The following is a 22,879-nucleotide window of genomic DNA, read 5'->3' as shown; positions in this document are numbered from 1 at the left end:
CCACGTCCCCGCCCATCAGCAGCTGCAGTACGGCGAGACGCAGGTGGAGCGAGCTCGCTTCCCGTTGCCGGCGGTCGTCCTCGGCTCCCGCCACCCGCCGGAGCAGTCCGAGGATGATGGCGGCACAGCTTGCCAGGGGCGGCGCTCTCTCCGTCGAAGGGACGTGCCCGGGTGACGACGAGGACGTGGAACGGTGCCTCGCCGCCCAGGGGAACGATCCGGGTGTGACTACCCGTTTCGGAGACGACGGCCGATCCCAGTTCACCCCGGGCCACGGCCGCCGCCTCAGCCCCGTGGTCCTTGCCTCCGGGACAGAGGACCTCGGCGGTGCCCCCGAGTGTCCTGGCCAGCCAATCCATGGTGCGTCGTGCTGCCGCCTCTGCGCCGTCGGGGCCCACGCGCGCGTGCCGCAGGAGTTCCTTCAGCCGTGCAGTCTGTGCTGTCGCGCCGTTCACCGGCTTCGGTAAGCCCATGTGCCCTTCCCCCAAAGGTGTGCTGTCCGAGGGGCCGCGGCCCCTCCGGAGCCGATCATGCATGGCGAGGGCAGGGCCGTGCAGGGGAATTCGGGCTGCGCCGCCGCGCTGCGGTTGCGCCGCCGAGCCGTGATGGCCGCGGCACCGACGGCGGACACGGTGGCGGTTCCGGGAGCTTCGCCGGCATCGCCTCCGCCTCATTGCCCGGCTTCACGGTAGCCGGGTCTCGGCCTGCCGGCGCCGGTGCGGCCGACGGCGGCGGTCTGCGGGGTCGGGGCAGGCGCCGTTTGTCAGGTGCAGGTCGCGGTGCCGGTCGGGCCGACGTACCCCTCGAGGGCCACCCGCTTGTTGGGGAACAGCTGCTGACCGACCGCGTCGACGGCCGACAGCTTCCGGGGCATCTCGGCGTCCTTCAGGGGCTCGCCCGCGTAGACGGCGAGCAGCATGCCGTCGCAGGCAGCGTTGCGCTGGGTGACCGCGGCGGGGGTGGCGAAGCTCTGTTCCTTGTCGCCGGTGGTCTGGAGGTCGTTGTCGGAGACGGACTCCAGGCTGACGGAGGAGCTGCCGTTCCTCCCGTGGACCAGCCAGTACTGGATGTGGATCCGTTCGGGCAGGCAGAGCGGGCCGCCGAAGTGGTCCGGGTCGGGCCCGGACAGTCGCACGCCGCCTCTGCTCGGATCCCGGCTCGACAGCAGTTCGAGCCAGATGTAGCGGTCCTTGGCCTGCCACTCCGCGTTGTCGTGGCATCCGGACGCGTTGACGGGAAAGTACGGACCCGAGGCAGTGGACGGTGCGGCGGTGGCCGTGGGACTGGCCGGACCGGCCGAGGAGGAGGCAGACGCCGCCGTCGTGGGCCGGGAGTCCCCCGGCAGGGCCTCGCCACCGGAGTCCGTGCCTGCACAACCCGCCAGCACGGTCACGGCCGACGCGGCGGCGGCGACCCAGGTGCCAGCGACCCATCGGGACGCGATCATGAACCCTCCCCTTGCCGTGCACCAGGGCCCGGGAGGGACGAAACCGGTCCCGTCGGCCCGCGGCGATCCGGAGGCCGACTCTATGGCGCCTCAGGCGGATCGGGAGGCCGTTCGGCACAATGCGGGCGCTGCCGCCGGTCCGTCCGGGAGTATGAGACGGACCGGCGGTGCGGGGCTCGGTCGGGCCTGTCGTGAGGTGCTCTGCCCGGGTCCTTTCCGGCCGAGGTGGCGGGACCGCCGAGTGTTGGGCCGCAGGGCGGTCCAGGTCGGGGCCGCGTGCATGCGACCTGATACGAACCAACTTGCCCGATCTCGTACTTGTCCGGGTCAGATGCGCGTGGAAATATTCCACCGCGCGTCCTTGGGAGGCCGGGGCGGATCGGCCTCGGCACTCCTCACGTCATGGTTCCGTCCCGTGAACGAACAGACAGCCAGGAGTGCATTCCTCATGGTCCGATCGAAACTGCGGACGTTCCTGCTCGGCGCCGGCAGCGCGACCGTCATGCTGGCCGCCGCCCTCCTCCCCGTCGGCGCGTCCGCCGCGGCCCAGCCCTCGGGTCCGGTCGCCACGGACGCCCGCCGTGCGGCGACCGACACGACCCTCGGTCCCGCCGCCGGGTTCTGGTCCTGCACCGTCCCGCCCGGCTACACCTACACCACGACTTCCAGCACCTCCACTTGCGGAAGCAGCAGCACGCAGTACTTTGTCCAGCCGGCCGCGGACAACCTGTGGGCATGCACGCTCCCCGCCGGCTTCACCTACATCTCCGTACAGAACACCTCGGACTGCGGCCCCGGCGGCAGCAGCATCAAGTACTACCTGCGTACCCCGCAGACCAACCTGTGGGCCTGCACCGCACCCGCCGATTTCACGTACATATCCGTGCAGAACACCCTTGACTGCGGGCCCGGGTCCGGTACCAAGTACTACCTGCGCACCCCGGAGACCAACCTGTGGGCCTGCACTCTGCCCGCAGGCTTTACGTACATCTCCGTACAGAGCACACAGACTTGCTCGACCAGCGGGACCCGCACCAAGTACTACCTGCGCACTCCGGAGTCGAACATGTGGGCGTGCACCGTTCCCCCGGGATACACGTACATCTCCGCTCAGAGCACCAACGACTGCTCAATCAGCGCAACGACCACCAAGTACTACATCCGGGCCTATTGACACCTCCTGCGCACCCGGCCCGGCCCCGGCGAGCATGCTTCGTCCGGCCGACGGACCGAGCCGTGGCCAGGACTGTGCCCGAACAGTCACGCAGCGAGGGCCATTTCCAATGGCAGCCCTTGCAGAGGTCGTTGACCTGCGGGTCATGGAGGAAGCCGCCGGCCCGGGCAGCTCCCTCCATGATGTTCTCGGCCCGTCACGTCGAGGGCCGGAGTGAGCTGACCGGCCGCCCTAGGGAGTGTCGTCAAAGTGGCGTCGGCCGCCCGGGAGGGCGGGGCCGGCGGGGCCTGGTGCGTGCGATCGCAAGGCGGAGGAGGGAATCGACGCGGAGCGTCGGTGACTGACGACAACGCGGCGAGCGTGCGTGCCAGGCCCCGCCGGCCAGACGGGACTTTGACGACACGACCTAGGGTGCCAAGCTGAGTCGGAGGCTGCCCACCGCTGGTCGAAGGCTGTCGGGGTCGACTTCCATGAGGTTCACATCGAGACCAACGCACACGATCCGACTCCGCTCTTCTCGGACCGGGGTAAGCGAGGTCCCGGTCGGGTACGCACCCTTCATCGCGGACTGAGAACCGGAGGTCACGTGATCTTGTGACTGACGCGGCTCCGGATCGTTCCGCCTGGCAGGGGGCCCGGTGATCTGCGTGATCCGGAGTGTGAACGGTTGCGGCCGTTTCTGCCGGTCAGCAATAGGCGTTGCGGCAGGCGGCGGGATCACCGGCAGGTGATCGACGGGATTCCGCGCCGGGTGAGCACCGGGGTCCAGTGGCGTGATCTGCCCGAACGCTTCGGGCCGTGCAAGACCGTCTACGAACGCCACCGGCTGCGGTCTGCCCACGGCACCCGGGAACGCCTGCTCCAGCAGGTCCAGGCCGCGGCCGATGCCGCTGGTGAGATCGGCTGCGTTCCCTCACCGTTCCACGTCTTGGTGACAAATCCCCGGGACCGGCGCGGCTCGGTCCCCGGCGGCCTACAGTGACCGCTATGACGGGGGCAGGGGCACGCCTGGTGGGCGGGCGCTACAGGCTGATCGAGCTGGTCGGACAGGGCGGTATGGGGCGGGTGTGGCGCGGTCACGACACCACGCTGGACCGGCAGGTCGCGGTCAAAGAGGTCCTGCTGCCTGAGGGCATCGCGCCCGACGAGCGAGAGCAGTTGCTCCGGCGTACCCTGCGCGAGGCCCAGGTGGCTGCCCAGCTCAACCACCCGGGCATCATCACCGTCCACGACGTGGTCGAGCGCACGGGCGCCCCATGGATCGTCATGGAGTTCGTCGCCGGCCGGTCCCTCGGCGCGCTGGTCGAACAGGACGGCAGGCTGCCGTGGGAACAGGTCGCGGCCATCGGTGCGGAGATGGCCGACGCGCTCGCGCAGGCCCATGCCGCCGGGGTGGTGCACAGGGACCTGAAGCCCGACAACGTCCTCCTCCAGGGCCGCCGTACGATCATCACCGACTTCGGTATCGCCCGGGTCCTGGACGGCTCCGGCGCGACGAGACTGACGCGCACGGGGATCATCGTCGGCACCCCCCAGTACATGCCGCCCGAGCAGCTCGAAGGCGGGGACGCAGACTCGCCGGGCGACATCTGGTCGCTGGGGGCCACGCTGTACGCCGCCGTCGAGGGCACCGCACCCTTCGCCGCACCCAGCCTGATGTCGCTGTTCCACGCCATCATGACGAAGCCGCTGCCACCGGCCCGGCACGCGGGGCAGCTCGCCCCCGTCCTGGAGGAGCTGCTGGCCAAGGATCCGGGGAAGCGTCCCACCGCCGCCGAGCTCGCCGAGCGGCTGGATGCGGCCCGGGGCCCACGCACCCAACCCGACCAGCGCCCTGCCGAACCGCGTCAGGTGCACCTCCTCTCGACCGTCACGGCGCCGCCGGCCCCGCGGCAGCCGGCGGTCCACCCACCCACCGGACCGGCGACCGGTCCGGTACGGGCGCCGACGCCGGTGTCACCCACACCGGCGCCACCCGCGCCACCCCGGCCGTCCGCCGCCCGCCAGCCCCGTGGACCCGGCCGCCGGGCCGTCCTGTTCGCGGGGGCCGCCGCCGTCGTCGGTGGAACCGGCGCCGCGTGGGTGTGGAAGTCCCGCTCGCCGAGCTCGGACCGGGCCTGCGTCGCCACCCTCACCGGCCACACTTACATGATCAACTCCCTGGCGTTCACCCCGGACGGGAAGACTCTCGCCAGCGCGAGCGATGACAGCAGCGTGCGCCTCTGGGACGTGAAGGCCCACGCACACCTGGCCACGTTGACCGGCCACACCGACATGGTGTTCTCCGCGGCGTTCAACCCGGACGGGAAGACACTTGCCACCGCGAGCGCCGACAAGACGGTGCGCCTGTGGGACACCGCGACCCGCAAGCCGGTGGCCACGCTCACCGGCCACACCGCCAGAGCCCGGGCCGTGGCGTTCGATCCCACCGGGAAGATCCTCGCCAGCGGCGGTCAGGACGGCATGGTTCTGCTGTGGAACGTGACGGCACGGACCAGGACCAGCAGCCTCGACGTTCCCGGCGGCATCGTGTACGCGGTGGCCTTCAGTTCCGACGGGAAGACCCTCGCCGCCTCCGCGGGACCCGGCCCCGCCGCCCGCCGGTGGGACATGAGGTCCATGAAGGGCACCGACATCGCCACGAACGGCGGCACCACGCAGTCGATCTCACTCAGCCCCGACGGAAAGACGCTGGCCGTCTCCGAGCCCTATGGCACCGCGTCCCTCTGGGACCTGGCCTCCGGGACCCTGGCCGGCACGCTCGCCAAAGTCCACACGGACTTCGTCACCATGGTCTCCTTCAGCCCCGACGGCAGGACCTTGGCCACGGCCAGCGACGACCGGACCGTCCGGCTGTGGGACACGGCTTCCCGGGACCATATCGCCACGATCACCGGCCACGGAGATCAGGTGATCTCCGTGGCGTTCAGCCCCGACGGAACCCTGCTCGCCAGCGGCAGCCGGGACAAGACCGTCCGGCTGTGGGCTCTGACCTGAGCATGCCTGTCCGGGCCGGTCCGTTGGCATCCCCATGGCCCAAGACCGCTTCCTACTGCCGGCCCGCAGCGAAGACGGACGCATGCGAGTTCGTCTCACCGAAGATGGACCGGAGGGAGGTGAGGCGGCGGTGACAGATGAGGACTGCGGCTATGCCGACGAAGGCGGGGAAGTGTTCTGCCTTGCGTTCGTAGCGGCGGTGGGGCCGACGGCAGCCTGCGAGTCAGGAGACGGTTCTCTCTACCACCCAGCGATGCCGGCCCAGCCGGTTGAGGACTCGACTCCCTTACGGGCGATGCGATGACGGATTCCACGCCCGCGAAGCCATCGGCGCAGGTGATCGCAGTCGTAGCCCTTGTCGGCGTGTAGTTTCGCCGGTCGTCGCCGTCGTGGGCCGCGCAGTGAGCGGATCGGCGGGATGCCCCGCACGAGCGGTTCAAGGCCTCGGCTGTCATGTATGTGCGGCACCGGACATACCCAGCGAAGAGGCAGTCCGTTCCGGTCCGTGAGCAGATGGTTCTTCGATCCCAACGTGCCGCGATCGGTCGGATAGGCTCCCGTCGATGGCCCCCTTTTGCAGCCCGCATGCCGGCCGAGTCGATCGCGCGGCGCGACCAGTCCAACTGGCCTCCGGCGCCGAGTTCGTCGAGGATGACGCGGTGCAGCCCGAGGTGGCCACGAAGATGATCGCGGCCAGGGCCTCGCGGTCACCCGGCCGCCGTCGGCCCCCACCCGGCGGTCGTATCACCTCACTCGTGCGGGTTCAGCGCGGCGGGTGGCCCGCAGCAGAGTCGCGCATTCGTACACCGGACCTTGGTCCGTGGGGTAGTTGGGCGGCCCGGTGTTACTGCCGCCAGAGCGCTCTGGTCACCGGGCCTCGCCCGCGCACGCCCTATCGACGCGGACTGAACCGACCATAGCCACGCCCAGCCACCGCCGGGCATCAGAAGCACAGCGTTCGCCATCCCGCGTGACATGCGGGGGCGGGAGTTGACGCCCAAGGCTGACACCAGCCACCCCAACCGCGGCCTTCCGCGTTCTCACCCCGGCGTCGCAGCGGACCGAGGAAGCGGAGCCGCCTGTTGCGTACGCCGGGGCTTGGTGCCGGCCACTGAAGACGGCTGCTCCCGAGCCGCTCAGCTTGTCGTTCAACCCCTCAGGATCGTCGTCGAGCCTGCCTGCTGTCAGGTGAGCAAGTGACTGAGACCGCCTTGGCCATCCCTTCCGTTCCAGACCACGGCCGGACGTGTGCGACTGCCCCGTGGAATTTGTAGTCACCCTCGCGAAGGTAGGAGGCGCCCCACAAGTCGCGCATGAGCGGCCGTACTTACAGTGCTTGACTGATGCTCCGTCTGGGCTTGACGCCCTGCTTGTGACGGCTGGGGCGTGCGTGCGGCTCGCCGACATCAAGGCGTCGTTTCTTGTGGTGTGATCGCTCGTTGAACCGGGCATGGCGGATCTCGTTGAGCGGTTGGGCCGGACGAGTTATGGGTTTTGTTCCGGCGGGTCGTGCCACCGACCGAGGTGATTCACCCTGTGGAGCCGGGCTCGGGTCTGGACGAGGCTGCACCGAGTAGTCCTGGACGAACTCGGCGCCGGAGGCCAGTTGGACTGGTCGCGCTGCGCGATCGATTCGGTGGGCCTGCGGGCAGCAAAGGGGGGCCTCTGACGGGACCGATTCCGACTGACCTCGGCACGTTGGGATCGACGATCCATCTGATCACGGACCGGAACGGGCTGCCGCTGTCCCTTGGTATCTCTGGCGCGAACATGCACGACAGTCAGAGCCTGGAGCCGCTCGTGTGCGGAATCCCGCCCATCCGCTTACGCCGCGGGCCGCGACGCCGACGGCCGGAGAAACTGCACGCGAACGAGGGGTACGACTACAACCACCTGCGCCGATGGCTCCGTGGGGCCTCATCCGCCACCGCCGGCCTGTCCGTGTGGGCGTGCAGAACGGGTCAGCGTGAGACTCCTACGCTGCTGGCCCAGACACAGCGAGGGGCGCGTCCTCCGGATCGGTGCGGGTCCCCTCCGAGCGGCTCTGCACATCGTCCAGGTCCGCCCAGGAGATGAACCCCGGTCCGCTGTCGGTCATGAACCTCTTGACGATCGGACCGAGATCGTTGCAAGCCACGTAATTCCCGCCAAACGGCAATGCATCCGGGGGCACAGAACCAGTCGAACATCGGAGCTACCCGGCCTGCTCGTCGTGCCACACGAGCCGCCAAAAGAAACGACGTCCAAAAACCGGGGCACGTCCAGGAGAATCCGCCGGAACCTCAGCCGGTACCGGAAACACCCAGGTCAACGGCCCGATCGACGCCGCGAGCCGCACACCCTTGAAGGGACACCCGGGGTCGGCCGCAACAAGGCACTCGCCGACCTCTCGGGACGCCTCCCGACGCAGCGGTACCGTCCGGCCGGCCGCGCAGGCCGGCCCGCCGCGTCGTACCAGCCGAGAGCGAACAGCCCGGAACGGGCCAGGGCGCCGGTGACCGCTTCGTTGGCGTCCCGTCACCTGATCGTGGGCCATCGGCACTTCCCCGAGACATGACGGCCGGTCAGGGAATTGCTCACGACCCCTCGCACGCACCCGCTCACTGACCGCTATGCGCTCCGCCGCCACCTCCTTCTGGTCGACGCACACGGCTGACCAATATCACGGTATGCCCGTAATGCCGGGGGGCGCTCGAAGCCGTCTCTCAGCCGTACTTCGCGCCCGGCCGAATGCTCCCGGGCCTCGGGACCGCATCATCGTTTCTTCCCTGTCAGCCCTGTGACCTGCGCAGAAAGGGCTTCTGGTCGAAAGAGTGACGTGGTGTGGATCCGCTGGTAGCGGGACCTGAGCCTCGCAATCATGGGTTCCGCTTTCGCCTCGAAAGCAGCGGCCTCACGGGTGGCGCAGCCCGGCCGCACCACGAGAGGGAGGAACTGGATTCATGTCCATGCCTGTTGTGAGCATCTGGGACAACGCCATGCCTGGCGCTCAGCCCGCCTACCCGAGGACTTCCGCGTGGGACACCACGTGGCCACTCGAAGGGGGAACCGCCTGGGTATTCTACAGCACGCCGAGTCAGAGCCGGGTCAGGAAGCCGGTGATCCTCTCCGACGGCTTCTCCGCCGGGAAGAGCGATCCCGACGCCCTGTGGAACGCCCTGGAGAACGGCGAGTACCCCTTCGTCTCCTCGCTGCGCGAGGCCGGCTTCGACCTGGTTCTCCTCGGCTTCGACGAGCGGTCCGCGTCGATCATCGACAACGCCGACGTGGCGATCCAGTGCATCAAGAAGGCGATCGACGACCGCGAAGGAACCGCCAAGCTGACGGTCGGCGGCTTCAGCATGGGCGGGCTGGTCACGCGCTACGCGCTCGCGAAGATGCAGCACGAGGGTGACGACCCCGAGACCTCGACCTACCTCTCCTACGACACCCCTCACCGCGGCGCCTGGCTGCCCATCGCGGTACAGGCATTCGCGCACTGGGTGAAGGACAACTGGGGGTCGATCCCGGGGTTCGGCGAACTCCTCGGCAGCTTCTCCGTGCTGGTCAACAGCCCGGCCGCCCGCGAACTGCTGCGCTGGCACATCGATACCGTCGAGGCCGAGGCCGGCCAGGACCGGGCGCGCATCGACTTCCTCGCCGAACTCGAACGGGTCGGCGGCTGGCCCGAGGGCGTACGCCGGCTCGGTGTCGGAAACGGGGCGGGCACCGGCGCCGGAAACAACATCCCGGCCGGCGTGACGGCGATGCGCACCACCGGTCAGGAGCTGACGGGCACCTATCTGGACACGCAGAACACGGGAGAACAGCTCGTCGCCGTCCTGAAGAAGGCCGGAGCCACCGAGATCCGGATCACCACCAGCGGCCTGCCCGACATCGACGGCGCTCCCGGCGGCCTGTTCCCCGAAGCGCACAACCTCCCGGGCCACCCCGGAAACTTCGGAACCGCCGCCTTCCTGGCCGGACTCCTCGAAGGCCAGCCGGCCGAACTCACCTACAACACGAGCACGTTCGTCCCGAGCGTCAGCGCGGTGGCGGCCGGGGACATCGACGACCACGACACGCTTTACAGCAAGATCGACCCTGCCGACAGCGAACTCGACGCCTTCATGTGCGCCGGTGACAACGAGGGACACACAGTGATGACCGAGGAGCTCGGCGCGTGGATCCTGGCCAAGCTCCAGGGCGAATAACCCACTGCCACGACGATGACCGGCTCCCGGCCCTGGCACGACCGAGGGGACCCGGGATCCGGTCACCGAGCCGGCCGTCCGCCGTCAGAGCCACGCGGCGGGGCAGCAGCCAACGCAGAGCCTCCCGGCTGATCCGGACGGGCCGGGAGAGGTTCCTGCACAGGTGATCGGGACGCCTGGGCGGGCGATCACCGGTTTGACGCCCTGGGCCCAGACATGTCGGCGGTACATGTCGTGGTCGTAGCCGCGGTCGGCCGGCAGCGGAGGGGACTTTCGCGATCAGGGACAACAGCTGAGTGCTGTCGTTGCGGTTTCCGCCGGCCAGCGACACAGCGAGCGGGATGCCCTGTCCGTCGACGCAGACATGGCGCTTGCTACCCGGATGTGCTCGGTCGACCGGGCTGGGTCCGCTTTGGCCCCGCCGGGCAGCCCTGACGTTACTGGAGTCGATCACAGCCCTCGACCAGTCCATCTGCTTCGCCGACCGCAGTCTCGTCAGCAGGACAGCATGGAGCCGGTCCCGCACACCGGCCTCATTCCACGCGGCCAGCCGCCGCCAGCACGCCATGCCAGAACTTCAGGACCCGTCCATCCCCAGGTCGGACGGCGGGCCGCGCCGGGCAAGCCCCTCGCGCGGAGGGACGTGCCCGGCATCGTGCGTGGCCGTCAGCGGCCGACCGCTTCGGGGTATCGGGCGCGGCGCCGGTCCGGGTCGTCGACGCCGATCTCCTTGGAGCGGGTGCAGCGGTGGTGCTGCCGGAACGGGACCCCCCGCTCTCGGCTCGCCTCGGAACCGGGAACTACCGTCGCGATAGGCCCTCGCCGGTGTCAGGCGTGCTCGTCCGATGGCTGCTGGACAGGCTGGACCGACCAGCTTGGCGGCTCGTCGTTGCCTGAGGCCTCGTCGCGCTCCGCGTCGGCGGCTGTCGCATGGATCTTGCCCGGCGCGTGGTGGACCGGTGCGTATACGGCGTAGAGCTGCAGGGTCTCCTCACCGATGTTGGTGACGTTGTGCCATGTGCCGGCGGGCACGAAGATCGCCCAGCCATCCTCGACCTCCCGGTCGAAGTCGAGTCGATCCTTCGTGCGGCCCATTTGGACGCGGCCCCGGCCTGCGTCGAGTCGTAGGAACTGGTCAGTCTCCGGGTGCGCCTCCAAGCCGATGTCCTCACCCACCGGGATCGACATGAGGGTCAACTGAAGGTACTTCCCAGACCAGGCGACCGCGCGATAGTGCGTGTTCTCAAGCGTCGCCTTCTCAAGGTCGAAGCTTTGAGGTTCCGGCCCGATGTCCTTGATGGTCACACTTCTCTCCCGGTCGGCAAAGGCGGTACGCGGTACACGGTTGCGGTCTTGCTCCAGCCCACGTCAACACTCTCAGAGCCCTAGGCTCTTCTGGCCACGAACACGCGAGCCGCCACGGCGCAAAAGGCCGCGACCTGTTGCCGCAGTCCGCCGTCGTCCGGCCGTGCAGTCGACCGGTTTGTGCAGTCGATGACAGTCTTGTCGGCCAGGCGCCGACGCGACGGCGGAGATGACGCGCCAGAAGCTGAAGTGGGAGTCCCTCCACAGGCAAGGAGAGGCCCACGCTGCATCACCAGACCCGCCCCGACGGGGCCTCACCGGCTCGGCGCAGCACAGCCGTACGGGTCAGGCGGTGCAGGACTCGGCCATCGAAGATCGTGCGGCTCCGGGGCCGGGTCATGGTGCTCGTCCTGGCCCTACGAAACAGATCGGCCGCACCGGCAGCGAAGCCCTCAAGACATACCTGCGTTCCCTGCTGCAGCAGTACGTACGAAGCCAGCTCGTCTGGTACACCTCCGTCCCCCGCTACACCGTCGTCAACGACCACAGGCAGCCCCCATCCACGTATTCCCACGCCTGAAAATCGAATGGCCCCCACCCCTCCGACCCACGAACCCAGCCCCCACGATCCCCGCCCAATGGTGGTGGGGCACCTTGAAGCAGTAACCCCCAACACCACCACCGGCGTGCCCAAACTGCCACCGGCAACCCGGCCACAAGTACGCCGTGGGCCTTGGCCAGTGGTCGTGGCCGAATTGCGGGCGGTGGGCTTCGGTGCCGACTTCGCCGGTAGGGTGACCGCTTGTCGATTGGGGAGTCGAGGGGATGCGCGTGATCGCAGAGGGACAGGTCGACATGGCGCGCAGTCAGGTGTTCGGCGAGGTGGCTGAGCTCTACGACGCAGCCCGGCCGGGGTACTCGAACGCGCTGGTCGAGGAGGTGCTGGCGTACGCGGCTCTGGGTGACCGTGCGGCGGTGGAGATCGGCGCGGGTACCGGAAAGGCCACGGTGCCGTTCGCCGAGGTGGGCACTCCACTCGTGTGTGTTGAGCCCGACCCGCGTATGGCCGAGGTCCTGCGCCGCAACACGGCGCGTTATCCCGGGGTCCACGTCGAGGTCGGCGGCTTCGAGGGCTGGCAGCCGGGCGGGCGACGCTTCGGGCTTCTCCTCGCCGCCTCGTCCTGGCACTGGGTGGCCCCGGATCGGCGCTGGGACCTGGTCCACGACGTCCTCGCGCCCGGCGGTGCGGTGGCACTGTTCTGGAACCCGCACGGGGTCCTTGATGCAGAGTTGCAGACCGCACTGGCCGAGGTCGACGGCCGTCATGGGATGACCAACACGCCGCACAGCGAGCTGGCGTCCTCCTACGACGAGGTCCCCGGAAGCTCGCTCGGGCCGGACGGCTGGCCGGAGGCCGAGTGCCGCCGCGACGGCCGGTTCACCGACCTGCGCGCCGTCCGGTACCGGCAGGACCAGTACTACGACACCGACCGCTACCTGGGATTGCTGGCCTCGCTCTCGACCTATCGCGTCCTGCCCGCCGACCGGCGCGAGCGGGTCCTGACAGAGACGGCCCAGGTCCTGGACGCACACGGCGGCGGCATCGGCATGCACCACCTCGACGACCTCTTCCTCGCCCGGGTGCGGTGAGCCGGGGACCCTCCGATGCAGTGGTGACCCCTGCCGACAACGCGAGCAGCCACCGCGTGATCATCAGGAGTCGTGTGGACTCCTGAAAGATGCTGTGATGGCCGCGGGCCGGAGTGCAGACACCACCCGCCCGCAGGCGATGTTCGACCAGGGTATGGCCCGCATCGCCGGCCCGTTCAGGTGCGTTGGGTGCGATCTCTCGCTTTCACGTCCGTAGGCGACCTGAGCGTCTCTGACACCACTGTCGCCAAAGCGAGAGATCGCACCGCCTCACGGGCGTGCGTGACCCCGTTCCACGGGGTCCGTTGACGGTCAGTCAATCCGCTTGGGCAACACGATCCGGCTCGCCCGCTCCCCCGGCGGGAGCCTGATCTTCCTGCCCAGTGCGTTGCCGGAGAGACGGGTCTCCTTCACGAGGTCGCGCACCTTGTCCTTGAAGGTGCTCATGCATCGACCTCGTCGCCTTGTGCAGGTTCTCTCACGTGCGCACCCCCTCCGACCACCGTTCCAGTACTCCCCGTGACCGCATCCGCCGGTCACCCCGCACCTGGCGCGGGGACACCGCGCGGGATGTCGTCCTGGTGCTCGGCCGACACCAGGACGACGGAACCGGCGATGCCAAGGAATGTCATATGGAGCCGGCGCCAACCCGCCCCAGATCGAGGTTCCCGCACCCACACCGTCGATGACCGCACCGGCTGCGCCCGGGACCCCGGGCGGGGCGCCGACGACCGGCCCCGTCCACGACGGCCGTGAACACGGCGGCCCTGTCCAGCTTCCGGACACAGCCACCCGACAGGCTCTGAGCCCGCCCGGTCCGCTCGGCCCGCCCCACGCTCATCCCTCGGGAGCGGGGGCTGGCGAACCCGCCACCAGCGCCTCCACCTGGGGCCGCAGCGCCGGCTCCGCGCACAGCACGAAGTGATCGATCCGCCGCAGGTCGAAGACACCCCGCACGCCATGTCGCCGCGCATGCGCGACCAGATCGTTGAAATGCGTCTCGAAACGCGTGGAGAAATGGATCCGCACCGGTCCCCCGCACACCGACCGCAGCCGCTCGCACCTGCGCACGAACCGCTCGTAGGACCCCACCTCCTCCGCGTCCTCCCACACCTCGCCCGCGTACCGGCACACCTGCGCCAGGTCCTTCCCGGCGATCCGGTGCAGGTAATCGCAGAAGTTCGCGAAGGCGTCCAGGTCCCGGGTCCCCGCCACGATCCCGCGCAACGCCGCCGCCGGATCGGAAAGGTCCAACCCGGCCAGGGCCCGGGTGACGGGGAGAGTGGACCGGTTCATGTTCGGGTCCAACAGCAACACGCCTGCGAACGCAGGCCGTTGCTCCGGTCGCTCGGCCCACCGCTCGGCCAGGCGCAGCACCGTGTCGGCCCCGTACGAGAACCCCACGAGCACGAGCCGCTTGCCCGGGTGGCGCCGGGAGAGGGCTCTGATGGCGCCCGCGATCAACTCGGTGTGCGTGGCCAGGCCGATCGGCCGGTAGCGCGCGTCCCGCGCCTCCTCCGGATGGTGACCGAACGTCGTCAACGCGACGGTGTGGGGCCGGGCCGAGGCCATGTACGGGCGGAACTCAGAGGCGTCCGTGCCCAGACCGTGCAGCAGGACCACCAGATCACGCGAAGCCGTGGCCCTCTCCAGGTAGCGCAGCCGGCGGCCAAAGACCATGTGGTCCGCCGGCAGGTCCACATCGAAGTCGTCGGCACTGATCTCGAAGGAACCCTCGACCACCGCCGACCCCGCGTCCCGACCGCCCGAACCCGCCCTGCCGCCCCACCACCCGAGGCCGAAACCGACGCCCGAGGCGAGGAGCGCGACACCGGCCGGTGCGACGGCATGCGCCCCGACCCAGGCGAGCACGGCGCGGGCCTCGTCCGCGTAGATCCCGATCAGGATCCCCAGCACGCCCCCGACTCCGGCCAGGGCCGCACGCACCCGGGTCACCATGCTCGTGGCCGGGGCCGGGCCCGGAGCCGTCATCCCGCGCCCCGAGGCCCCGCCGACGCCCGCACTGCTGTCCGTAACCGCACCCCATCACCCCGTCCTCCGCGTCGCGGCCCCCGTCGCACTGGCGTTCGCGTCCCCTACCCCCTGGGTGGGCGGGCGAAGCCCTTCCGGTTCCCGGGGCCTCGGGCAGGCAGACAGGCAGGTCGGCCAGTCCGGCAGGAGCTTGCCGGTCTCCGCCGGGCGTTCCTGCCGGATCCAATGATCGGGCCGCACTCGGCGGCGCCCGGGCACGATGCCTTCCAGCACCTGCCGGTGATCCCGCCGCTGCCCACCCCCCTAAGCCGAGGGGCAGGGGCGCGTCTTGCCGGGGCGGCCCCAGGTGGCGGGGTTGTTCAGGCCCGGTGGCTGGTCGGGCAGCAGGCCGCACGCCATCAGTGTCGTCACGCTCTTGTCCATGTGCGACTCCAGGACGTAGACGGCCTTGCTCGGCGGGTACTTGTGGTGGCTGTCGAGCGACAGGAGGCCCGAGGCGCCCGAGAAGTTCTGGACGCCCGGGTTCGACAGCCGTGCGTACACGTCCGTCGGCTGGAACGGCGCACTGCTGTTCTGCGGCGTCTTGTACTGCGCGTAGACGGAGTTGATGACTTCGGAGGCCACCCGGAGCGCGTCGTAGGCCCCTGCCGCGTTTCCCTCCGGCACCGAGCCGTCCTTGAATACGCTGCGAAAGCGCACGGTGAATTCGGAGTACGGGCTGTCGGGGCTCTCCGTGCCGGTGGAGTTGTTGAGCATCACGTAGAAGGGCTTCAGCACGGAGTGTTCCTTTAGCATGTCCTGCGGATCCTGCATGTATTTCGCGGCTGTGCTCTCCGAGAACACGGCGACCGGTTTACCGTCCGCCTTCCGGCAGTCCGCGCTTGCCTGGAGGGCGTCGAAGAGTTCCGGCATCTCGCCCGAGCGGCCCGCGTACAGGATGAATCCACCGGAGGTTCGGATCTCGGCGCAAACGTCCCGCGCCACTTCCGAGACGATCTGTCCGTTGCGGTTCTCGTAGTAGGGGACGGTGACCACCTTGCCGCCCTTGTAGTGCTCGGTGAACTTGCGCTGGAGGTCGGAGCTGAAGAACTCGTCGTCGGGGTCGTAGACCATCACGGCCGTCCGGCCGCCGTCCTTGCCCGTCGTCAGCTCACCGATCTGCTCGGAGTACGCGGCGAACTCGGCCATCACCTCGGCGATGCGGTCGTTCGAGGGAGACACCTGGAAGTAGTAGGAGGGGGCCCGTTCGTCCACCATTCTGCTGCCCGTGACGGAATTGCCGATCACGGGAATGCTCGCGGCCGAGATCTCCGCGACCGCAGCGAACGAGGACGGGCGGCTCTGGGTGATGCCCACCACGGCAGCGATCTTGTCCCGGTCCTTCCGGTCGATGATCTCCTTGGCGACGTCGGGTTCCCGGCCGTTCTGGGATCCGTAGGCGAAGTATTTTCCAGCGTTGGCGATCAGCAGGCGTATCTGGACGATGTCGCCCTCGCGGCCGTTGACCTGGTTCTGGGCCGCGAGCGCGCCGCGCAGGCTCTGGATGCTGACCGGGGTGGAGTCTCCCGGCTCGGCGGTGAGCGGGGCGAAGAACACCACCGTCCGGTACGGACGCCCGCTGGTCATGGCGTCGTGGTTCTGCTGTGCCGCGACGGCTTCCAGGGCGAACAGTTCGTCGTCCCGGCCAGGGACGCCCAGATGGCATTCGCGGCCGTCGGTGACCCCGACGATCTCTCCGGTGCTCACCTTGTGGCATGACGGCGGCAGTTCGGTGTCGCGCTCGACGAAGTACAGTCCTCCGGCGACGAGGGCGAGCACCACCATCGGGGTCGCCACGGCCCGGGCGTAGTCCCCCCGGCCGTTCGCCCGTACGGTGACCGTCGGATTGGTCCCCACCCACCGATCGGCCGGCCCGTCGTCGTCGCTCGCTGACAGCGGGACGACGTACACGGCCGATGAGGCGCCCCGGGTGTACAGGCTGTGGACGCGGTCGGCGAGACCGGTCACGCTGCGGAGGTCGGCCGGCACGGTCTGGGCGTACGAGGGCGGCTCACCCTTCAGCGCCCCGAGGACCATCAGGGGCGCGGGCGGCTCGGTGCGGACGATGTCCGCGTAGGTGTCGAGCAACTGGCGGACGGGGGTGCCCTCCTCGCCGACCTCGGGGAGGAGCAGGACGAAGGGCCAGCGCCGGCGGACCCGGTAGATCCACAGCCGGGACGGGGCGGCCGCCCTGGACAGGTCGTTCAGCAGGGCCATGAGCAGCATCCGCTGGATCAGAGCGTGGTTGCTGCGGGCGCTGCCGGACGGGGTGATCGTCAGCGCCATGCGGAGGAAGTTCGCGCCCTGGGGGCGCCGTGAGCCGACCCAGCGCAGGCTTCGGCGTCTGCTGAGCCACAGGCCGTAGACACGCCGGGGCAGTCCGACGACCAGGAGTTGGAAGAGGGAGAGCCAGATGTTGACCAGGAAGTTGTCCCCGGTGGCACCGGCCAGCCGTGCCATGGTCCCCAGGAGGGGCCGCCGGAGCATGAGTTGGGTGTAGAGCTCGTCGCGCAGTCGGCGTCGCTTGGCTGCCGCGGACCCGGCGCCGACCGGCACGTCCAGGGCGGCGCGGCAGGTGTGGAACCGCGGCAGTCGCAGTTCGCCGGCGCCGAGGGGCATCGTGCCCTCCAGCTGCTCGACGATGGCGTCCAGCAGGGCGATGTGCCGGTCATCCACGGCGCCGGGCACCTCGCCGGGCAGGGCGTCACGCGGAGCGGCGTCGCCGTCCTCGATCAGGGCGTGCGGGACGAGGTCGACCGCTCGGTCGAGATCCTCCTCGCACAGGCGTTCCCGGTAGCCCAGGATGACCGTGCGACCGGTGGATGCCTGGATGGTCCCCGGCGGAGCGGGATCCCGTTTCAGCAGCATCACGGGTAACCGACGGCTCGCACTCCGGTTCGCCGCGAACGTGTCGAACTGCTCGATCAGGTATTCGATCCCCTGCGGAAGCGGCCGTTGCACGCTGCTCCTCTGCGCATCAGGACGCCAGGCCGCGAAGCCAGCCGTCTTCCGGATACACCGCTGCACGGCAGAGCTCGGCCGGATGCCATCACACCCCCGAGCGGTCGCGACCGACCACCCGCCCCCCAGCGGCAGTGAGTTCCGCCACATTAGCGGGACGCTCTGCCGGTCCGCCGGGGAATGCGCGGGTTGCCCGTGCGCCGGGCGCAGCGCGGCCGGCCCTGGCCAGGGCCGGGATCGGAGCCGGGACGAGGAACAGGACCAGGACCAGGGCCGGTCCGAACCCACGCCGGGCGCAAGGCGGCCCTCCAGGAACGGGCGGACATCCACCAGGCCTGGGCCGACAGAGGAACCCCGCGAAAAGTGGCAGCTGCGCATCCACATCGCCGCCGCCCCCCGGTCCGACACCGTCGTCGCCACGCTGCGCGATGCCACCGTCCGGCGCGGCGACTTCGCCGCGGTGGCGGAGACTCGGGGGTCGTCCGGGACCGGGATGCCGGGCCCGGCGGTCAGGGCGCACTGGGGCGCACTCCGGGCGCATTCTGATCGAAGATCAATTCGAGTGCGCCCCCACGGGTGAGGTGCACGGTCTCAAGATCGCGGGTTTGGCTGGCGTCCTGGCGTGACCTTCTTCCCTTCCCCCGGCGCGGGCCCGGGGCAGTTCGTGCTGCCCTCGCCCCAGCAAGCCAGTGAATCGTTTCGTCCCCTCCTGCTCGACCCGGCCCTGCCTGATCACGCCGGCGCTCTGGCCGCCGTACGGGACTCGGCGCTGGGCGCAGCGACCGCAACCGCGACAAGATCACTCGTGCACAGCAGCAGTCCCTGTTCGGGCGCCGGATCGGTGTCGTCGGGTTGTCGGTGGGCAGCAGCGCCGCGCTGACCTGCGCGATGGAGGGTGTGGGCGGCTCCTTCCGGCTCGCCGACTTCGACCGGCTGAGTCTGTCGAACCTGAACCGGCTGCGCGCAGGTGTCCACGAACTGGGGCTGGAGAAGACCGTGCTGTGCGCCCGGCGCATGTACGAGCTCGACCCATACCTCGACATCGAGCTCCACCGCGGCGGCCTCACCGAGGACTCCATCGGAGACTTCTTCGCCGTCGAGCGCGGCGGTCTGGACCTTCTGATCGAGGAGTGCGACACACCGTGGGTGAAGGTGGCCGCCCGCGAGCATGCCCGTCGCCTGGGGGTTCCGGTCCTCATGGACACGAACGACCGCGGGCTGCTCGACGTGGAGCGGTTCGACACCGAACCCGGCCGGCCACTCTTCCACGGTCTCATCGGTGACACGACGTCGGAGGAACTGCGCGAGCTCGACCGCGCCGGAACGATCCGCCTCCTGCTGCGCATGGTCGACGAGCAGCGCTTGAGCCCTGCGATGGCCGATGCCCTGCCCAGGATCGGCCGGACGCTGTCCGGCTGGCCCCAACTCGCCAGCGGCGTGATGCTCGGTGCGGCCCTCGCCACGGACACCGCCCGCCGCATCCTCCTGGACGAACCGGTCCCCTCCGGGCGCTACTCCGTCGACCTCGACGTCCTCGTCCCCGCCCGGTCCGGCTCCGCGTCGGTCGGCATGGCGGCGCAGCCCGAGGGCGCACGACCTGGAACCGCCCCGTGACGCGCGTACCCGAACTCCGCGGCAGACGCCTCAAGCTGCGCGAACTACGGCCTTCGGACCACGAGCCGTTCACGCGCATCCTCACTCACCGCCTGCTCACCCGCTACCTCGGTATCGACCGCATGGACGAGAGCGAGGCGCACGACACGTTCGCCCGGAGCCTCAACCAGCCGCACGCGCACCCGCGGCACCGGTACACCCTCGCCGTGTCCTGCCTCGACGACGACACCCTCACCGGCACGATGGGCCTGCTCGTCGAGGGCTACGGAAACAACGCCATGCTCACCAGCCTGGTGCTGCTCCCCGGCGCCCCCACGGCAGGCCACGGACACGAAGCGGGCCGACTGCTCATGGCCTACGGGTTCGGCCACCTCGGGCTGCACCGCATCTGGGCCGGCCACCGCAGCGACCACCACCGCATGGCAGACGTGATGCACGCCGCCGGCCTGCGCCGTGAGGCCACCCTGCGCCAGCTCTTCCGCACCCAAGACTGCTGGCACGACGTCACCACCTACGCCGCGCTCGCCCCTGAATGGAAACGCCAGGCCACGGAGGCCGAAGTGGCCATCCTGGACGCCGGGCCCGGGCCCCGTACCTCCTGATCCCGTAGGGGCCGAGGGAGAGTCGGATGTTCCTGGCATTTCATGCGCCCCTTCTTTCACCCCCGCACATCGCCTCACGTTGAGTAGCGTTGCGCTACCCTCGGCGACGAAATGGGTTGCGGCAAGACGGATGAGGCAGGTGGGCCGGGATGCGCGAGACACGACGCGTGGCGCGGGTACTGGGAGCGTGCGCGGCGGCGCTGACGCTGGCGCTGGCGGCGCCGGGTACGGCACAGGCGGCGGACGGGGTGCTGTTCATCGATCGGGCACCGATCCACGACCCGTCCGGCTGCTACCCGTTGGGCGACTTCGTGCCGTCGGAGGTCGCCAACTTCACGAACGGGACCGCCTACGTGTGGTCGGGGCCCCACTGCGACGGACAGGTGACGGGCTCCATCCTGCCGGGGCAGCTCCTGCACCCTGCCCCCGGCATGAGCCTGTCCATCCGGTAGCGCCACGTCCGGCATCAGGCGACCAGCTCGTAAATGCTCCGGGCCGTCAGCCACAGGCCGACGAGCAGGGAGAGCGTGACGATCAGCTGCTCCTGGTGCTGCTCCAGCCAGCTCCGCAGGGCGTTCAGCCGGGCGTCCGCAGCCGCGGGCGCCCGGAGCGCGTACATCTCCATGACGATGAGGCTGAGCGTGGCCAGCAGGCAGTAGCCCGTGAGTGCGAGCCAGTCGGTGGGGGTGGAGAGGTTCGCGTCGATGGCGGTCGCGGCGCCGGCGCCGACCAGTGCCCAGGGTTGCAGCAGCCATGCCAGGCCGGCTGCGGTGACCGGGGAGGCGTTGTCGATCCGGGCGGTCCAGCGAGGTGGGCCGTGCGGGCGGGGCGGTCGGCGGTGCCGGTGGACGCCGTACAGCACCAGAGCCACGCCGATGGCGAGTTTCCCAGCGATCACGGCGGTCGAGGGCGCGCTGTGACGGGCCGGGGGCTGTCCGCCGGTCAGCAGCATCACGCAGGCGATGACCGCGACCAGATCGGCCAGCCACGACAACAGGAACGCCAGGCCCAGGCGGACGCCGCGCCGTGAGGAGAGAAGCAGGATGAAGGCGCTGTTGTGCAAGGGCCCCAAGGTGACGGCCATACCGATCACCACCAGGTCGAGGACCATAGGATCAGCCGCTCCTGGGTGTCAGGGCCGTCTGCCACGTGCGGATGGGCGGGACCGGTCAACAGAGTCGGGCGGCGCTGCGGTGCTGCATCCCGACTCTGCAGGTGGCGGCCCGGCTCGTCAAGCAGGCCACGCACGACACGTCGGCGACCGGTTGGCCGGCCGAGCTCTCAGGCTCCCGGTCCGCTCGGGCTCTCGGTGGCGGCGGAGGCGGAGTCCTCGGCGTAGTAGCGCCGTAGAAGTTCCCGCTCGGCGTCCCGGTGCGGGAACATGAAGAAGATCAGCAGCGCACCCAGGGCGATCGCGGCCAGGCCGACGGTGTACGCCCAGTCGTCGCCGTGGAGGAACGACTGGCGTGCTGCCGCGATGATCTGATCGGCGTACTGGGGGTGCTGCTGGGCGACCTGCCCGGCGGAGGCGAACGACTTCGTCAGCTCGCTCTGGACCTGGTCCGACACGTCCTTGCTCTCGGGGGAAGCGGCGATCGCCGCGCTGAAGGCCGAGGCGTAGCCGGCGGTGAGGAGCAGGCCCATGATGGACTGCATGATGGCCCCGCCGAGGTCCCGTTGCAGGTCGGCGGTGCCCGAGGCCATGCCGGCCCGTCGTACGGGCACCGATCCGGTCAGCGAGTGGGACGCGGGCGTCCCGGCGAAGCCGGCGCCGATACCGATCAGCACGTAGGCGAAGCCGATCTGCCAGTAGCGGCTGTCCTCGCCCCAGAACAGCAGCATCCAGCCGAAGGCCAGGAAGAGGAACGCGTAACCGATCAGCAGGGTCGTGCGGGCGCCGCGTGTCTCGACCAGCTTCGCGGACCGCGGTGCCACGAGCACCATCATCACGACGAGGGGGAGGATGGCGGCGCCGGCTTCGACGGGGTTGTACTCGAGCACGTTCTGCAGGTACTGCTGGCTGATGAACGCCGACCCCATCATGGCGCCGTACACGATGATTCCCGCGCATGCGGCGACCCAGAACGTGCGCCGGGCGGCGACGTGGAGGTCGTACAACGGGTTGGGAGCCCGGCGCTGACGCCAGAAGAACGCCGCTCCGGCAGCCAGGGCGATCACGGCGAGGCCGACTACCAGTGCCGCCTGGCCGGGGACGGCGGCGAAATTGATCGCCAGCACCAGTCCCGCGATCAGGAGGACGGACAGGATGCCGCCGAGGTTGTCCACCGGTTCGGCCGACTCGTTGGCGTGCGCGGGGACGAACAGCAGGGCCATGACCAGCGCGACCACGGCGAGGGGCAGGGTGACCAGGAACACCGACCCCCAGTAGAAGCGTTCGAGCAGCGCGCCCGCGATCACCGGCCCGAGCATGGAGATGCCTCCGCCCAGGGCCGACCACAGCGCGATCGCCTTCGTCCGCCCCGGCCCCGCCCACAGCGCGGTGATCAGCGCCAGGGTGGTCGGATAGGCCATGCCGGCCGAGAGCCCGCCGAGGATCCGGGCCATCACGAGGACGGAGTCGTTCGGCGCGTACGCGGCGAGCAGGCAGGCGGGGACGGACAGAGCGATGCCGAGGAGGAGCAGCAGCTTGCGCCCGTGACGGTCACCGACCGCACCCAGATAGAGCACCGATGCGGCCAGGCCGAGGGAGTACCCCACGGCGACCAGGTTCAGCGTGGTCTGGGAGGAGTCGAAGGCCTTCCCGATCGCGGGCAGCGCCACGTTGGCCACCGACAGGTTCAAGTTGGCCACCGCGGCAACGATGATCAGGGATGCCAGAACGAGCGACTCCCGCGCCGGGGCCTCACGCGGAACATCGATGCGAGGCGCCCCGCTTTTCGACATG

General features: G+C 69.7%; 15 protein-coding genes and 3 pseudogenes. 9 read left to right on the top strand and 9 right to left on the bottom strand.

All coding sequences use genetic code 11. From position 1 onward, the window contains the following. Positions 1-763: 763 nt before the first annotated feature. Positions 764-1,447, bottom strand: a complete 684-nt coding sequence (locus ACFXGI_RS32975; RefSeq protein ID WP_384714764.1) for a hypothetical protein — start codon at positions 1,445-1,447, stop codon at positions 764-766. Between the two features lie 448 nt (positions 1,448-1,895). Between ACFXGI_RS32975 and ACFXGI_RS32970 the strand changes: the two genes are divergently transcribed. From ACFXGI_RS32970 to ACFXGI_RS32960, 3 genes are all read left to right on the top strand, one after another. Continuing rightward, on the top strand, positions 1,896-2,621 hold the full coding sequence (locus ACFXGI_RS32970) for a hypothetical protein (protein ID WP_384714761.1): 726 nt from the start codon (positions 1,896-1,898) through the stop codon (positions 2,619-2,621). Between the two features lie 598 nt (positions 2,622-3,219). After that, a complete protein-coding gene (locus ACFXGI_RS32965) occupies positions 3,220-3,603 on the top strand; it encodes a transposase (protein WP_384714812.1) in 384 nt (127 codons plus the stop codon). 5 nt (positions 3,604-3,608) lie between these two features. Continuing rightward, positions 3,609-5,618: a WD40 repeat domain-containing serine/threonine protein kinase gene (locus ACFXGI_RS32960; RefSeq protein ID WP_384714758.1), complete on the top strand. Its 2,010-nt coding sequence runs from the start codon at positions 3,609-3,611 to the stop codon at positions 5,616-5,618. 115 nt (positions 5,619-5,733) lie between these two features. On the opposite strand, the pseudogene ACFXGI_RS32955 reads toward ACFXGI_RS32960, so the two are convergent. Beyond that, positions 5,734-6,363: pseudogene (locus ACFXGI_RS32955) on the bottom strand (IS5 family transposase); the annotation flags it as partial. 783 nt (positions 6,364-7,146) lie between these two features. Between ACFXGI_RS32955 and ACFXGI_RS32950 the strand changes: the two are divergent. Together ACFXGI_RS32950 and ACFXGI_RS32945 are read left to right on the top strand one after the other, a co-directional pair. Beyond that, positions 7,147-7,526: pseudogene (locus tag ACFXGI_RS32950) on the top strand (IS5/IS1182 family transposase); the annotation flags it as partial. Positions 7,527-8,716: 1,190 nt separating this feature from the next. Further along, the gene (locus tag ACFXGI_RS32945) at positions 8,717-9,811 is read left to right on the top strand and encodes an esterase/lipase family protein (RefSeq protein ID WP_384714755.1); all 1,095 of its coding nucleotides are present in this window, start codon (positions 8,717-8,719) and stop codon (positions 9,809-9,811) included. Between the two features lie 168 nt (positions 9,812-9,979). Here ACFXGI_RS32945 and ACFXGI_RS32940 read toward each other — a convergent pair. Both ACFXGI_RS32940 and ACFXGI_RS32935 read right to left on the bottom strand, forming a co-directional pair. Then, a pseudogene (locus tag ACFXGI_RS32940) lies at positions 9,980-10,385 on the bottom strand (transposase); the annotation flags it as partial. 254 nt (positions 10,386-10,639) lie between these two features. Next, positions 10,640-11,116 carry a cupin domain-containing protein gene (locus tag ACFXGI_RS32935; protein ID WP_384714752.1) on the bottom strand — a complete coding sequence of 159 codons (477 nt, stop codon included), beginning with the start codon at positions 11,114-11,116 and terminating at the stop codon, positions 10,640-10,642. An 825-nt stretch (positions 11,117-11,941) separates the two neighbouring features. On the opposite strand from ACFXGI_RS32935, the gene ACFXGI_RS32930 reads away from it, so the two are divergent. Next, complete coding sequence (locus ACFXGI_RS32930) at positions 11,942-12,766, top strand: class I SAM-dependent methyltransferase (RefSeq protein WP_384714749.1); 825 nt, start codon at positions 11,942-11,944, stop codon at positions 12,764-12,766. A 312-nt stretch (positions 12,767-13,078) separates the two neighbouring features. Here ACFXGI_RS32930 and ACFXGI_RS32925 read toward each other — a convergent pair whose 3' ends face one another. From ACFXGI_RS32925 to ACFXGI_RS32915, 3 genes are all read right to left on the bottom strand, one after another. After that, positions 13,079-13,213 (bottom strand): hypothetical protein, encoded by a 135-nt coding sequence (locus tag ACFXGI_RS32925; RefSeq protein ID WP_384714746.1) that lies wholly within the window; start codon positions 13,211-13,213, stop codon positions 13,079-13,081. A 390-nt stretch (positions 13,214-13,603) separates the two neighbouring features. Further along, a complete protein-coding gene (locus ACFXGI_RS32920; protein WP_384714743.1) occupies positions 13,604-14,713 on the bottom strand; it encodes an alpha/beta fold hydrolase in 1,110 nt (369 codons plus the stop codon). 348 nt (positions 14,714-15,061) lie between these two features. After that, on the bottom strand, positions 15,062-17,758 hold the full coding sequence (locus tag ACFXGI_RS32915) for an ABC transporter substrate-binding protein (RefSeq protein ID WP_384714740.1): 2,697 nt from the start codon (positions 17,756-17,758) through the stop codon (positions 15,062-15,064). 798 nt (positions 17,759-18,556) lie between these two features. Here ACFXGI_RS32915 and ACFXGI_RS32910 point away from each other — a divergent pair. The 3 genes from ACFXGI_RS32910 (at position 18,557) to ACFXGI_RS32900 (ending at position 20,426) form a co-directional block, all read left to right on the top strand. Next, entirely contained in the window at positions 18,557-19,372 is an 816-nt protein-coding gene (locus tag ACFXGI_RS32910; protein ID WP_384714809.1) for a ThiF family adenylyltransferase, read from the top strand. After that, positions 19,369-19,974 (top strand): GNAT family N-acetyltransferase, encoded by a 606-nt coding sequence (locus ACFXGI_RS32905; RefSeq protein WP_384714737.1) that lies wholly within the window; start codon positions 19,369-19,371, stop codon positions 19,972-19,974. Before ACFXGI_RS32910 ends, ACFXGI_RS32905 begins: the two co-directional genes overlap by 4 nt. Before the next feature lie 149 nt (positions 19,975-20,123). After that, the gene (locus ACFXGI_RS32900; protein ID WP_384714734.1) at positions 20,124-20,426 is read left to right on the top strand and encodes a hypothetical protein; all 303 of its coding nucleotides are present in this window, start codon (positions 20,124-20,126) and stop codon (positions 20,424-20,426) included. Positions 20,427-20,440: 14 nt separating this feature from the next. On the opposite strand, the gene ACFXGI_RS32895 is transcribed toward ACFXGI_RS32900, so the two are convergent. Both ACFXGI_RS32895 and ACFXGI_RS32890 read right to left on the bottom strand, forming a co-directional pair. Further along, positions 20,441-21,085: a GAP family protein gene (locus ACFXGI_RS32895; protein ID WP_384714732.1), complete on the bottom strand. Its 645-nt coding sequence runs from the start codon at positions 21,083-21,085 to the stop codon at positions 20,441-20,443. A 170-nt stretch (positions 21,086-21,255) separates the two neighbouring features. Further along, positions 21,256-22,878 carry an MFS transporter gene (locus tag ACFXGI_RS32890; protein ID WP_384714729.1) on the bottom strand — a complete coding sequence of 541 codons (1,623 nt, stop codon included), beginning with the start codon at positions 22,876-22,878 and terminating at the stop codon, positions 21,256-21,258. Position 22,879: the final 1 nt, after the last annotated feature.

Source organism: Streptomyces sp. NPDC059355, from assembly GCF_042752335.1.
Lineage (GTDB): Bacteria > Actinomycetota > Actinomycetes > Streptomycetales > Streptomycetaceae > Streptomyces.
This window is presented reverse-complemented; position numbering and strand designations above follow the sequence as displayed.

Excerpts from the sequence above, each read along its gene's own strand:
- ACFXGI_RS32900 (WP_384714734.1), top strand. The coding sequence starts at position 20,124 with ATGCGCGAGACACGACGCGTGGCGCGGGTACTGGGAGCGTGCGCGGCG.
- ACFXGI_RS32925 (WP_384714746.1), bottom strand. The coding sequence starts at position 13,213 with ATGAGCACCTTCAAGGACAAGGTGCGCGACCTCGTGAAGGAGACCCGT.
- ACFXGI_RS32930 (WP_384714749.1), top strand. The coding sequence starts at position 11,942 with ATGCGCGTGATCGCAGAGGGACAGGTCGACATGGCGCGCAGTCAGGTG.
- ACFXGI_RS32970 (WP_384714761.1), top strand. The coding sequence starts at position 1,896 with ATGGTCCGATCGAAACTGCGGACGTTCCTGCTCGGCGCCGGCAGCGCG.
- ACFXGI_RS32960 (WP_384714758.1), top strand. The coding sequence starts at position 3,609 with ATGACGGGGGCAGGGGCACGCCTGGTGGGCGGGCGCTACAGGCTGATC.
- ACFXGI_RS32895 (WP_384714732.1), bottom strand. The coding sequence starts at position 21,085 with ATGGTCCTCGACCTGGTGGTGATCGGTATGGCCGTCACCTTGGGGCCC.
- ACFXGI_RS32890 (WP_384714729.1), bottom strand. The coding sequence starts at position 22,878 with ATGTCGAAAAGCGGGGCGCCTCGCATCGATGTTCCGCGTGAGGCCCCG.
- ACFXGI_RS32975 (WP_384714764.1), bottom strand. The coding sequence starts at position 1,447 with ATGATCGCGTCCCGATGGGTCGCTGGCACCTGGGTCGCCGCCGCCGCG.